The organism is Streptococcus mitis, from assembly GCF_002096855.1.
GTDB lineage: Bacteria > Bacillota > Bacilli > Lactobacillales > Streptococcaceae > Streptococcus > Streptococcus mitis_Y.
This window is the reverse complement of sequence record NZ_NCVH01000027.1, coordinates 30,632-44,112: the sequence shown is the minus strand read 5'-3', so window position 1 is coordinate 44,112 and position 13,481 is coordinate 30,632. Positions and strand designations below refer to the sequence as shown.

The window sequence follows — 13,481 nt, the reverse complement described above, 5'->3', positions numbered from 1 at the left end:
ATTTGGTATAATAAACGGTATGAAAATCGTATCAGGAATCTATGGGGGACGTCCCCTCAAGACACTAGAAGGAAAGACGACAAGACCTACTTCGGATAAGGTTAGGGGAGCCATTTTTAACATGATTGGTCCCTACTTTGAAGGGGGACGAGTCTTGGACCTTTATGCAGGTAGTGGTGGTTTATCTATCGAGGCAGTATCGCGTGGCATGTCCAGCGCTGTTTTGGTGGAGCGAGACCGTAAGGCTCAGGCTATCGTGGCTGAAAATATTCAGATGACCAAGGAAGTGGGGAAATTTCAACTTCTCAAAATGGATGCAGAAAGGGCGTTGGAACAGATATCTGGGGAATTTGACCTCATTTTCTTAGATCCTCCTTATGCCAAGGAACAAATCGTAGCAGATATTGAAAAAATGGCTGAGAAAGAGCTTTTTTCTGAAGATGTCATGGTCGTGTGTGAGACGGATAAGGCCGTTGAACTTCCAGAAGAAATTGCCTGTCTGGGCATATGGAAGGAAAAGATTTATGGAATTAGTAAGGTGACAGTCTATGTCAGATAAGATTGGCTTATTCACAGGCTCATTTGATCCGATGACAAATGGGCATCTGGATATCATTGAACGGGCGAGCAGACTCTTTGATAAGCTCTATGTCGGTATTTTTTTTAATCCCCACAAACAAGGATTTCTTCCTATCGAAAATCGTAAACGGGGGTTAGAAAAGGCTTTGAAACATTTGGAAAATGTTGAAGTTGTGTCTTCTCATGATGAATTGGTGGTTGATGTCGCAAAAAGACTGGGGGCTACTTGTCTAGTGCGTGGTTTGAGGAATGCAGCGGATTTGCAATATGAAGCCAGTTTTGATTACTACAACCATCAGCTGTCTCCTGATATAGAGACCATATATTTACATAGTCGACCTGAACATCTCTATCTCAGTTCATCAGGCGTTAGAGAGCTTTTGAAATTTAGTCAGGATATTGCTTGCTATGTTCCTGATAGTATTTTGGAGGAAATAAGAAATGAAAAAAAAGATTAGATGGCCCTTATATGTCATTGCGGCCTTAATTGTGACTTTCTTGGCATTTGTAGTGCCCTTGCCCTATTATATAGAGGTTCCAGGTGGTTCGGAAGATATTCGCCAAGTCCTTAAAGTCAATGACACAGAAGATAAGGAAGCTGGTGCCTATCAATTCGTTACGGTTGGTGTCCAGCGCGCTACTTTAGCCCATATGATTTATGCTTGGTTGACGCCTTTTACAGATATTCGTAGTGCCCAAGAGACTACAGGTGGTTCTTCCGATGTTGAATTTATGCGGATTAATCAATTCTACATGCAAACATCGCAAAATATGGCCAAATATCAAGGGCTAAAAACAGCTGGTAAAGATATCGAACTCAAATACCTTGGGGTTTATGTCTTGACTGTGACGGATAATTCGACCTTTAAAGGGATTCTTAACATCTCTGATACGGTCACAGCAGTCAATGATCAGACCTTTGATAGTTCCAAAGATTTGATTGATTATGTCAATTCTCAAAAATTAGGGGACTCCGTCAAGGTCACCTATGAAGAGGATGGGCAAACCAAGTCTGCAGAAGGTAAGATTATCACCTTGGAAAATGGCAAAAATGGAATTGGAATCGGCTTGATTGACCGTACAGAAGTAACCAGTGATGTCCCAATTCGCTTTTCAACAGCTGGTATCGGTGGTCCAAGTGCAGGTCTCATGTTTAGTCTGGCCATCTATACCCAAATAGCTGACCCAGGCCTTCGTAATGGCCGCATTGTTGCCGGTACAGGAACCATTGACCGTGATGGTAATGTGGGGGATATTGGAGGTATTGATAAAAAAGTTGTAGCTTCGGCTAGAGAAGGTGCTGCTATTTTCTTTGCTCCTGATAACCCTGTTAGCGAAGAAGAAAAGAAAGCACATCCTGATGCTAAAAACAACTACCAAACAGCCCTAGAAGCAGCTAAAACAATCAAGACAGATATGAAAATCGTGCCTGTTAAAACCCTACAAGATGCAATTGATTACTTGAAAAACAATCCCTAGTTTTTAAGGGAAGTTTCCAAACTAGCGCACAAACAGAGAAGATGGTATAATAGTCAAATGGTTCAATTATTATTCACTCTAAGCAGTCACATGCTCTTTATTTATGTGAGTTTTTACCTTTTAAAGAATCTTGTTAGATGGGAAAAGGTTTTAAAAGTGACAGCTGAGAATACAGGAAAAGTTCGTTTACTAGTAGCCTTTTTCAGTATTGTCATGGGTTACATCATGAGTTCTTTCTTTATCAGCCTATATCAGTTGTGGCAAGAAGCGCTTAGAGGATTATTATAAAATCAAATGTAAAGGAAGTAAGTATGGAAAAAATTGTGGTTCAAGGTGGCGATAATCGTCTGGTAGGAAGTGTTACGATTGAAGGAGCAAAGAATGCAGTCTTGCCCTTGTTGGCAGCGACTATTCTAGCAAGTGAAGGGAAGACCGTCTTGCAGAATGTTCCTATCTTGTCAGATGTTTTCACTATGAATCAGGTGGTTCGCGGTTTAAATGCCAAGGTGGATTTTGATGAGGAAGCTCATCTTGTCGAGGTGGATGCGACTGGCGATATCACAGAGGAAGCTCCTTACAAGTATGTCAGCAAGATGCGTGCATCTATCGTTGTCTTGGGACCAATTCTTGCCCGTGTAGGTCATGCCAAGGTATCCATGCCAGGTGGTTGTACGATTGGTAGCCGCCCTATTGATCTTCATTTGAAAGGTCTAGAAGCTATGGGGGCTAAGATTAGTCAAACAGCTGGTTACATCGAAGCCAAGGCTGATCGCTTACATGGAGCTCATATCTATATGGATTTCCCAAGTGTTGGTGCTACGCAGAACTTGATGATGGCGGCGACCCTGGCTGATGGGGTGACAGTGATTGAAAATGCTGCGCGTGAGCCTGAGATTGTGGACTTAGCTATTCTCCTCAATGAAATGGGAGCTAAGGTTAAGGGTGCTGGTACAGAGACCATTACCATTACCGGTGTTGAGAAACTTCATGGTACGACTCACAATGTGGTCCAAGACCGTATCGAAGCTGGAACCTTTATGGTGGCTGCTGCTATGACTGGTGGTGATGTCTTGATTAAAGACGCTGTTTGGGAGCACAACCGTCCCTTGATTGCTAAATTGCTTGAAATGGGAGTGGAAGTGACAGAGGAGACGGAAGGAATTCGAGTTCGCTCTCAACTAGAAAATCTAAAAGCTGTTCATGTGAAAACTTTGCCCCACCCAGGATTTCCAACAGATATGCAGGCCCAATTTACAGCCTTGATGACCGTCGCAAAAGGGGAATCAACTATGGTGGAGACAGTTTTCGAAAATCGTTTCCAACACTTAGAAGAAATGCGCCGCATGGGCTTGCATTCTGAGATTATCCGTGATACAGCTCGTATTGTTGGTGGGCAGGCTTTGCAGGGAGCGGAAGTTCTTTCAACTGACCTTCGTGCCAGCGCAGCCTTGATTTTGACAGGTTTGGTAGCACAAGGAGAAACTGTAGTTGGTAAATTGGTTCACTTGGATAGAGGTTACTACCGTTTCCATGAGAAGTTGGCGCAGCTAGGTGCTAAGATTCAGCGGATTGAGGCAAGTGATGAAGATGAATAAGAAATCAAGCTACGTAATCAAGCGTTTACTTTTAGTCATCCTGGTACTGATTTTAGGCGTTCTAGCCCTAGGAATTGGTTTAATGGTCGGTTATGGAATCTTGGGCAAGGGTCAAGATCCATGGGCCATCCTGTCTCCAGCAAAATGGCAGGAATTGATTCATAAATTTACAGGAAATTAGGCTGGGAGACCAGCCTTTTTATAAAGATAAGGAGAAAAATGAACAAAAAAACAAGACAGACACTAATCGGACTGCTAGTGTTATTGCTTTTATCTGCAGGGAGCTACTATATCAAGCAGATGCAGTCGACAACTAATAGTCCTAAAACAAAGGTTAGTCAGAAAAAACAAGCGCCTGAAGCTCCTAGTCAAGCATTGGCAGAAAGTGTCTTAACAGATGCAGTCAAGAGTCAAATAAAAGGGAGTCTGGAGTGGAATGGCTCAGGTGCTTTTATAGTCAATGGTAATAAAACAAATCTAGATGCTAAGGTTTCAAGTAAGCCCTACGCTGATAATAAAACAAAGACAGTGGGCAAGGAAACGGTACCAACCGTAGCAAATGCCCTCTTGTCTAAGGCTACTCGTCAGTACAAGAATCGTGAAGAAACTGGGAATGGTTCGACTTCTTGGACTCCTCCAGGCTGGCATCAGGTTAAGAATCTAAAGGGTACTTATACCCATGCGGTCGATAGAGGTCACTTGTTAGGCTATGCCTTAATCGGTGGCTTGGATGGTTTTGATGCCTCGACAAGCAATCCTAAAAACATTGCTGTTCAAACAGCATGGGCAAATCAGGCACAGGCCGAGGATTCGACTGGTCAAAACTACTATGAAAGCATGGTACGTAAGGCCTTGGATAAAAACAAGCGTGTCCGTTACCGTGTAACTCTTTATTATGCTTCAAACGAGGATTTAGTTCCTTCAGCTTCACAGATTGAAGCCAAGTCTTCAGACGGAGAATTGGAATTTAATGTTCTAGTTCCCAATGTTCAAAAGGGACTTCAACTGGATTACAGAACTGGAGAAGTGACTGTTACTCAGTAAAATACAAAATAAACTCCTATGTCACTTGTCGATATAGGAGTTCTTTCTTACTAGTTTAAGCAGGGCTACAATAGATACTGTTACTCAATGAAAATCAAAGTGCAAACTAGGAAGCTAGCCGCAGCTTGCTCAAAGCACAGCTTTGAGGTTGCAGATAAAGCTGACGTGGTTTGAAGAGATTTTCGAAGAGTATGAGAAAAAATAATATGTAATATGTACTGGACTATATTTTGTGATATAATAGAGGGTAAGATACTATTTTAGGAGAAGAACTATGGAAGACCCAAGTAGTCAGAATTTGTTGCTACAATTTGTTTTATTGTTTATCTTGACGGTGTTAAATGCCTTTTTCTCAGCCACAGAAATGGCCATGGTGTCACTAAATCGTGCGCGGGTTGAACAAAAGGCAGAAGAAGGAGATAGACGCTATATCCGTCTGCTGAAGGTACTAGAAAATCCTAACCACTTTTTATCAACCATTCAAGTAGGGATTACCCTGATTACGATCTTATCAGGGGCGAGTTTGGCAGAAACTCTGGGACGAGAAATTGCATCTTGGCTTGGAAATGGCGAAACATCTTATGCCGTTGCAAGTTTTCTATCTTTAGCATTTTTGACTTATATTTCCATCGTTTTTGGGGAATTGTATCCTAAGAGAATCGCTCTTAATCTAAAGGATGCCTTGGCGATTCGTACAGCGCCAGTTATCATTGGGCTTGGGAAACTAGTTAGTCCCTTTGTTTGGCTCTTGTCTGCATCTACCAATCTCTTGAGTCGCTTGACTCCAATGACTTTTGACGATGCTGATGAAAAAATGACCCGTGATGAAATTGAGTACATGTTGACAAATAGTGAAGAAACACTAGATGCTGACGAAATTGAGATGTTACAAGGGATTTTCTCACTGGACGAATTAATGGCCAGAGAAGTCATGGTTCCTCGAACGGATGCCTTCATGGTCGATATTCAGGATGATAGTCAAACCATCATCCAAAGTATTTTAAAACAAAATTATTCTCGTATCCCTGTCTATGATGGGGATAAGGATAACGTGATTGGGATCATTCACACCAAGAGTCTCCTTAATGCGGGCTTTGTGGACGGTTTTGACAATATTGTTTGGAAGAAAATCTTACAAGATCCACTTTTTGTTCCTGAAACTATTTTTGTGGATGACTTGTTAAAAGAATTGCGCAATACCCAAAGACAAATGGCAATCTTGCTGGATGAATACGGTGGGATGGCTGGTTTGGTGACCCTAGAAGACCTCTTAGAAGAAATCGTTGGGGAAATCGATGACGAAACAGATAAGGCTGAAATCGAAGTTCATAAAATTGGAGAAGATACTTATATCGTTCAAGGTACCATGAATCTCAATGATTTTAATGACTACTTTGATGTTGAACTGGAAAGTGATGACGTTGATACCATCGCTGGTTATTATTTGACAGGAGTTGGGACCATTCCAACGACTGAGAAACTCAGTTATGAATTAGTCAGCCAAAACAAACAACTTATCCTAACCAATGATAAGGTGAAAAATGGACGTGTTACCAAGGTAAAAGTCCAAATTACCGAAGTTGAAATAGAAGAAGAAACAGAGTAAACTAGAGGCTTTTGTCACCAGGCGTGACAAAGCTTTTTTCAGTTGATTTCAAAAGGAAATTGTGTCCTCGAAAGACTCAGCCCCAAACTTGCCCCAAAAGTTTTTTAAAGTTATACGTATTTATTCAAGGAAAAAGAAAAAAGCCCTTTAAATTGGGCTTTCTGTTTAAATGAAACCTGATAAATCAAGTTAAAGAAGGCGGTAGACGGATTTGAACCGACGATCAAGCTTTTGCAGAGCCGTGCCTTACCACTTGGCTATACCGCCTTAACGTTTATTATTATACCTTGAAAATGATTTTCAGTCAATAGCTTTTTCAGATTTTTTGTATCAATAAGCCTAAATATTCTGAAAATTCGTTTACTTTTCTTGAAATCTATGATATAATTGATGATAACCTATACTTTATTTATAAGAGGAGTAAATAAATGAAAAAAAGTCAAGTGCTTGCTGTAGCGGGAGCTACCTTATTAGCGTCAGGAGTTCTAGCTGCGTGTTCAAACACTAGTTCAAATAATGCTAAATTAGCAAAAGATTACCAATATGTTTATCAAACAGATCCAGAAACTTTGGATTATATCGTCAGCAATATCGATTCAACATCATTCGTCACAACAAATGCTGTAGATGGTTTGTTGGCTAATGATAAATATGGTAACTTGGTTCCTTCTATTGCTGAATCATGGACAGTTTCAAAAGATGGTTTGACTTATACCTATAAAATCCGTAAGGATGCTAAATGGGTTACAGCAGAGGGAGAAGAATACGCTCCTGTAACTGCTAAAGACTTCGTTACTGGTTTGAAACATGCCGTAGATGGAAAATCAAAAGGACTTTCAATCGTTAGCTCTTCTATTAAGGGATTAGAACCCTATATCAAGGGTGAAACAAGCGATTTTTCAACCGTTGGAGTAAAAGCACTTGATGATCAAACACTAGAATATACCTTGAACCAGCCAGAAACTTTCTGGAATGATAAGACCACTAGTGGTGTTTTGATGCCGGTTAATGAAGAATTCTTAACTTCAAAAGGTGAAGGTTTTGGTGCCCCAACCGATGCTAACTCTATTCTTTATAACGGTCCATTTGTCTTAAAATCTGTAACTCCAAAATCATCTATCGAGATGGCTAAAAATGATGCTTACTGGGACAAAGAAAATGTAAAAATTGAGAACGTTAAGTTCACTTTCTGGGATGGTAAGGACCAAGATGTGATTGCTAAAGGTTTTGCTGATGGTCAATATAGCAAGGCTCGTATCTTCCCTACAAGTTCTACATATGAAAAATATGCAGCTGACTTTAAAGATAACATTTACTTTAATGAACCAGGAGCGGGTGTTGCAACTGTCAGCTTGAATTATGGCCGTACAACCTATAACCACACTGCCAAAACAAGTGATACCCAAAAGACATCTACTCAGAAAGCATTGCTAAACAAGGAATTCCGTCAAGCCTTGAACTTTGCTGTCGATCGCAATTCTTACTCAGCTCAAACAAATGGTACTGATGGAGCTGCAGTAGCCATCCGTAATACGTTTGCACCTTATAATCTTCAAGTTGGTAAGAAAACATTTGGTGAATTGGTACAAGATAGCTTGGCTAAGACAAATTCTTCTACTTGGTCAAACGTGTCTCTAGCAGATTCTCAAAATGGCCTTTACAATGAAGAAAAAGCGAAAGAAGTCTTTGCTAAAGCCAAATCAAGTCTACAAGCTGAAGGTGTTGAATTCCCAATCCACTTGGATGCCCTGGTTATCCAAGAATCAACAGCGGTTGTAAACCGTGTTCAATCATTGAAACAATCAATTGAAAAAGTATTGGGTTCAGATAATGTTGTTGTAGACTTACAACAAATGACTCAAGCAGAAGCTTTACCAATTTCATTTAGCGCTCCAACAGCTAAAGAGCAAGACTGGGATATCCATACCTTGCTAGGATGGAACCCGGACTATCAAGATCCTTCTACTTTCTTGGATCAATTCGTCCTTAAGGGAGGAAGCACTCGCCTTTACCTTGGTATTGACCAAAACACAGATGCATCAGTAGTAAGCAAACTTGCTTTAGCTGACTATGGAAAATTACTTGATGACGCAAACAGTGAAAACCAAGATGTTCAAAAACGTTATGAAAAATACGCAGTAGCACAAGCTTGGTTGACTGACAACGCTTTGACAATTCCAGTAATGGCTTCTCCTAAAGAAACAGCCGTTTCATATGTTTCAAAAGTTCTACCATTTAGTTCTTCATATTCTGTAGCTGGCCTTAAAGGTGAAAATGCAGGATACTTGAAGTACACTGAAGTTGGTGAAAAAGCAATCACCAAAGAAGAGTATGAAAAAGCTCGTGAAAAATGGTTGAAAGAAAAGACTGAATCAAACGAGAAAGCTCAAAAAGAATTGGCAAGTCATGTGAAGTAAATAATTTTCAATAGAACTTTCTCTCCATGAGGAGAAGGTTCTTTTGGGATTTTTAAAGGAAATGATATGAAAAAATATATTTTTATGCGTGTTTTACGGTCATTGGTTTCTATCTTCTTAGTAACAACCTTGACTTACACGATTATCTATACAATGGTTCCTCGAAAATTGATTTTCAAACAGGATACCAACTATAACAAAATTGCGACAACTGCTGATAAACGTGATAACTATGAAAATACTGTTTATGAGCGTATGGGCTATATCGAGTACTACGATACCAAAGAGTTGCAAGAAAAAGCTAGTCAGATGGATGCTTCTGTAACCGTTGAAGCCAATGATACCAACAAGGCTATCTACGAAAAATACATCAAACAAATCGGTCATGGTTGGACCTTGGGAGAATTTACTGAAAGTGGCCAATTCTACGCTACTCGTGAAATCCCAATTTTTGAACGTGTTTTCAAATTTTATGCTAACTTGATTGACATTGACCATACAAATAAAATCCAAGACCCTGAAAACCCAGACTTGAAACGTTACCTTCGTTTCGAAAATGATCCAGCTATCGGATGGTCATTGGTCGGTTCAGGAACCAAACACAAATATCTCTTGTACTTCAACAGTCAGTTCCCATTTGTGCATCAAAACTTTGTGAACATTAATTTAGGTGACTCTTATCCAACCTATGCTAATAGCCCAGTTTTACAGGTTATTACTCAAGGACAAGGTCAAACAAAAACATCTCAAGTTCAGTTCCCAACAGGTAAGAAAACTTCTTCTGTAAATATTTACTCAAGAACCTACAAGTCACCTAGTCAGGCTGATTCACGTGAAGTAGCCAATTATGGGAAAGATGATCCTTATACAGCTACAGAAAGCAACTACCAATATCCTTCTATGATTGCTAGCTCTGCAGTCGTTGGATTGATTGGTTTGGTAATTTCTTATGCGATTGCTGTGCCACTTGGTTCAGCAATGGCTCGCTTCAAGAATACTTGGATTGATAGCTTTTCAACAGGGGTTTTGACCTTCTTGATGGCTCTTCCAACCATTGCCTTGGTTTATATCGTTCGTTTGGCTGGTTCTTCAATCGGCTTGCCAGATTCATTCCCTATCTTGGGTGCTGGAGATTGGCGTTCGTATGTTTTACCAGCAGTTATCCTTGGTTTGTTGGGGGCTCCTGGTACAGCCATTTGGATTCGTCGTTACATGATTGACTTGCAGTCACAGGACTTTGTTCGTTTTGCTCGTGCAAAAGGTTTGTCTGAAAAAGAAATTTCAAACAAACACATCTTTAAAAATGCCATGGTTCCGCTGGTTTCAGGAATTCCTGGTGCTGTTATCGGAGTTATCGGTGGTGCAACCCTTACTGAAACAGTCTTCGCTTTCCCAGGTATGGGTAAAATGTTGATTGACTCTGTAAAAGCATCTAATAACTCTATGGTCGTAGGTCTTGTCTTCATCTTTACATGTATTTCTATCTTCTCACTTCTTTTAGGAGATATTTGGATGACGATTATTGACCCACGTATTAAATTGACTGAGAAAGGAGGCAAATAATGTCTACAATCGATAAAGAAAAATTTCAGTTTGTAAAACGTGACGATTTTGCCTCTGAAGCCATTGATGCGCCAGCTTATTCATACTGGGGTTCAGTGTTTAGACAATTTATGAAGAAGAAATCAACTGTAGTCATGTTGGGAATCTTGGTAGCTATCATTTTGATGAGTTTCATCTACCCAATGTTTTCTAAGTTTGATTTCAATGATGTCAGCAAGGTAAACGACTTTAGTGCTCGTTATATCAAGCCAAATGCTGAGCATTGGTTCGGTACAGACAGTAACGGTAAATCTCTCTTTGACGGTGTCTGGTTCGGAGCTCGTAACTCTATCCTCATTTCTGTGATTGCGACAGTGATTAACTTGGTTATCGGCGTTTTTGTCGGTGGTATTTGGGGAATTTCAAAATCAGTTGACCGCGTGATGATGGAAATTTATAACGTCATCTCAAACATCCCATCTCTTTTGATTGTCATTGTCTTGACTTACTCAATCGGAGCTGGATTCTGGAATCTGATTTTTGCCATGAGTGTAACAACATGGATTGGGATTGCCTTCATGATTCGTGTGCAAATCTTGCGTTACCGTGATTTGGAATACAATTTGGCGTCACGTACCTTGGGAACACCAACCTTGAAGATTGTTGCCAAAAACATCATGCCACAATTGGTATCTGTTATTGTGACAACGATGACTCAAATGCTTCCAAGCTTTATCTCATACGAAGCCTTCTTGTCATTCTTCGGTCTTGGATTACCAATTACAGTGCCAAGTTTGGGTCGTTTGATTTCAGATTATTCACAGAACGTAACAACTAATGCTTACTTGTTCTGGATTCCATTGACAACTCTTGTCTTGGTATCCTTGTCCCTTTTCGTAGTTGGTCAAAACTTAGCGGATGCTAGTGATCCACGTACACATAGATAGGAGTAGAAATGACAAAAGAAAAAAATGTAATTTTGACTGCTCGCGATATTGTCGTGGAATTTGACGTTCGTGACAAAGTATTGACAGCCATTCGCGGCGTTTCTCTTGAACTAGTTGAAGGAGAAGTATTAGCCTTGGTAGGTGAGTCAGGATCAGGGAAATCTGTTTTGACAAAGACTTTCACAGGTATGCTTGAAGAAAATGGTCGCATTGCCCAAGGAAGTATTGACTACCGTGGTCAAGATTTGACAGCTTTATCTTCTCACAAGGATTGGGAACAAATTCGTGGTGCTAAGATTGCGACTATCTTCCAAGATCCAATGACTAGTTTGGACCCAATTAAAACAATTGGTAGTCAGATTACAGAAGTTATTGTAAAACACCAAGGAAAAACAGCTAAAGAAGCAAAAGAATTGGCGATTGACTACATGAATAAGGTTGGGATTCCAGACGCAGATAGACGTTTTGATGAATACCCATTCCAATATTCTGGAGGAATGCGTCAACGTATCGTTATTGCGATTGCCCTTGCCTGCCGACCTGATGTCTTGATCTGTGATGAGCCAACGACTGCCTTGGATGTGACCATCCAAGCTCAGATTATTGATTTGCTCAAATCATTACAAAATGAGTACCATTTCACAACAATCTTTATCACTCACGACCTTGGTGTGGTAGCAAGTATTGCGGATAAGGTAGCGGTTATGTATGCTGGTGAAATTGTTGAGTATGGAACTGTTGAGGAAGTCTTCTATGACCCTCGCCATCCATATACATGGAGTCTCTTGTCTAGCTTACCTCAGCTTGCTGATGATAAAGGGGATCTTTACTCAATCCCAGGAACACCTCCGTCACTTTATACTGACCTGAAAGGGGATGCCTTTGCCTTGCGTTCTGACTATGCAATGCAGATTGACTTCGAACAAAAAGCTCCTCAATTCTCAGTATCAGAGACACATTGGGCTAAAACTTGGCTACTTCATGAGGATGCTCCAAAAGTAGAAAAACCAGCTGTGATTGCAAATCTCCATGATAAGATTCGTGAAAAAATGGGATTTGCCCATCTGGAAGACTAGGAGGAAGGAAATGTCTGAAAAATTAGTAGAAATCAAAGATTTAGAAATTTCCTTCGGTGAAGGAAGTAAGAAGTTTGTTGCGGTTAAAAATGCTAACTTCTTTATCAACAAGGGAGAAACGTTCTCGCTTGTAGGTGAGTCAGGTAGTGGGAAAACAACTATTGGTCGTGCGATAATCGGTCTAAATGATACAAGTAATGGTGATATCATTTTTGATGGTCAAAAGATTAATGGTAAGAAATCGCGTGAACAAGCTGCGGAATTGATTCGTCGTATCCAGATGATTTTCCAAGACCCTGCGGCAAGTTTGAATGAACGTGCGACTGTTGATTATATTATTTCTGAAGGTCTTTACAATCATCATCTGTTCAAGGATGAAGAAGAACGTAAAGAGAAAGTTCAAAATATTATCCGTGAAGTAGGTCTGCTTGCTGAGCACTTGACTCGTTACCCTCATGAGTTCTCAGGTGGTCAACGTCAACGTATCGGTATTGCCCGTGCCTTGGTCATGCAACCAGATTTTGTTATTGCAGATGAGCCCATTTCAGCCTTGGACGTTTCTGTTCGTGCCCAAGTCTTGAACTTGCTCAAAAAATTCCAAAAAGAACTTGGTTTGACCTATCTCTTTATCGCCCATGACTTGTCTGTCGTTCGCTTTATTTCAGATCGTATCGCAGTTATTTATAAGGGTGTTATTGTAGAGGTTGCAGAAACAGAAGAATTGTTTAACAATCCAATTCACCCATATACTCAAGCCTTACTTTCAGCGGTACCAATCCCAGATCCAATCTTGGAACGTAAGAAGGTCTTGAAGGTTTACGACCCAAGTCAACACGACTATGAGACTGATAAACCATCCATGGTTGAAATCCGTCCAGGTCACTATGTTTGGGCTAACCAAGCCGAATTGGCACGTTATCAAAAAGGACTAAACTAATAATGGTTTTATAATTTCCATGTTAATTTTGTGGAAATTATAAACCTTTTTTTGTTGGGCTGATTTGAAAAACTTTGGAAGAATTTTCGAAAGAAATAGAATTCTTAGAAAATCATTGAATTATAGTGATATGAAATAAAATCTGAACAACTCGATTCGGAAAGTCAAATTAATTTCTAGAAAAGGTTTAGAAGTCGCGGCGTATTACTCTAGCTTCAATCTACTATATTCTAATACTCTTCGAAAATCTCTTCAAACC

The 13,481-nt window shown here is 40.1% G+C and carries 13 protein-coding genes and 1 tRNA gene; 13 read left to right on the top strand and 1 reads right to left on the bottom strand.

Translation table 11 applies throughout. The features are described from left to right. Positions 1–19 precede the first annotated feature (19 nt). From rsmD to B7698_RS02300, 8 genes are all read left to right on the top strand, one after another. On the top strand, positions 20–559 hold the full coding sequence (rsmD, locus tag B7698_RS02335) for a 16S rRNA (guanine(966)-N(2))-methyltransferase RsmD (protein ID WP_020903088.1): 540 nt from the start codon (positions 20–22) through the stop codon (positions 557–559). After that, entirely contained in the window at positions 549–1,037 is a 489-nt protein-coding gene (gene coaD / locus B7698_RS02330; protein ID WP_020903089.1) for a pantetheine-phosphate adenylyltransferase, read from the top strand. The genes rsmD and coaD overlap by 11 nt, the downstream gene beginning before the upstream one ends. Then, positions 1,021–2,058: a SepM family pheromone-processing serine protease gene (locus B7698_RS02325; protein ID WP_020903090.1), complete on the top strand. Its 1,038-nt coding sequence runs from the start codon at positions 1,021–1,023 to the stop codon at positions 2,056–2,058. The genes coaD and B7698_RS02325 overlap by 17 nt, the downstream gene beginning before the upstream one ends. A gap of 57 nt (positions 2,059–2,115) precedes the next feature. Beyond that, positions 2,116–2,346, top strand: coding sequence for a DUF1146 family protein (locus B7698_RS02320; protein WP_000250399.1), 231 nt, complete (start codon positions 2,116–2,118; stop codon positions 2,344–2,346). Positions 2,347–2,369: 23 nt separating this feature from the next. Continuing rightward, positions 2,370–3,653 carry a UDP-N-acetylglucosamine 1-carboxyvinyltransferase gene (gene murA, locus B7698_RS02315; protein WP_049532222.1) on the top strand — a complete coding sequence of 428 codons (1,284 nt, stop codon included), beginning with the start codon at positions 2,370–2,372 and terminating at the stop codon, positions 3,651–3,653. After that, positions 3,646–3,834, top strand: a complete 189-nt coding sequence (locus B7698_RS02310) for a DNA-directed RNA polymerase subunit beta (protein WP_025170734.1) — start codon at positions 3,646–3,648, stop codon at positions 3,832–3,834. The genes murA and B7698_RS02310 overlap by 8 nt, the downstream gene beginning before the upstream one ends. 38 nt (positions 3,835–3,872) lie before the next feature. Continuing rightward, on the top strand, positions 3,873–4,697 hold the full coding sequence (endA, locus tag B7698_RS02305; protein ID WP_084864521.1) for a DNA-entry nuclease EndA: 825 nt from the start codon (positions 3,873–3,875) through the stop codon (positions 4,695–4,697). Positions 4,698–4,971: 274 nt separating this feature from the next. After that, positions 4,972–6,303: a hemolysin family protein gene (locus tag B7698_RS02300; RefSeq protein ID WP_084864520.1), complete on the top strand. Its 1,332-nt coding sequence runs from the start codon at positions 4,972–4,974 to the stop codon at positions 6,301–6,303. A 196-nt stretch (positions 6,304–6,499) separates the two neighbouring features. Here the strand turns inward: B7698_RS02300 and B7698_RS02290 are convergent. Then, positions 6,500–6,570 (bottom strand) — tRNA-Cys (locus tag B7698_RS02290). Between the two features lie 161 nt (positions 6,571–6,731). Between B7698_RS02290 and B7698_RS02285 the strand changes: the two genes are divergently transcribed. The 5 genes from B7698_RS02285 to B7698_RS02265 all read left to right on the top strand — a co-directional run bounded on the left by B7698_RS02285 (position 6,732) and on the right by B7698_RS02265 (position 13,222). Next, complete coding sequence (locus tag B7698_RS02285; RefSeq protein ID WP_084864519.1) at positions 6,732–8,720, top strand: peptide ABC transporter substrate-binding protein; 1,989 nt, start codon at positions 6,732–6,734, stop codon at positions 8,718–8,720. 66 nt (positions 8,721–8,786) lie between these two features. Beyond that, a complete protein-coding gene (locus tag B7698_RS02280) occupies positions 8,787–10,283 on the top strand; it encodes an ABC transporter permease (RefSeq protein WP_049496438.1) in 1,497 nt (498 codons plus the stop codon). Then, on the top strand, positions 10,283–11,209 hold the full coding sequence (oppC, locus tag B7698_RS02275; RefSeq protein WP_084864518.1) for an oligopeptide ABC transporter permease OppC: 927 nt from the start codon (positions 10,283–10,285) through the stop codon (positions 11,207–11,209). The genes B7698_RS02280 and oppC overlap by 1 nt, the downstream gene beginning before the upstream one ends. An 8-nt stretch (positions 11,210–11,217) precedes the next feature. After that, positions 11,218–12,285 (top strand): ABC transporter ATP-binding protein, encoded by a 1,068-nt coding sequence (locus B7698_RS02270; protein ID WP_000159551.1) that lies wholly within the window; start codon positions 11,218–11,220, stop codon positions 12,283–12,285. Between the two features lie 10 nt (positions 12,286–12,295). Continuing rightward, positions 12,296–13,222 (top strand): ATP-binding cassette domain-containing protein, encoded by a 927-nt coding sequence (locus tag B7698_RS02265; RefSeq protein WP_049541016.1) that lies wholly within the window; start codon positions 12,296–12,298, stop codon positions 13,220–13,222. The last annotated feature ends 259 nt before the right edge of the window (positions 13,223–13,481 follow it).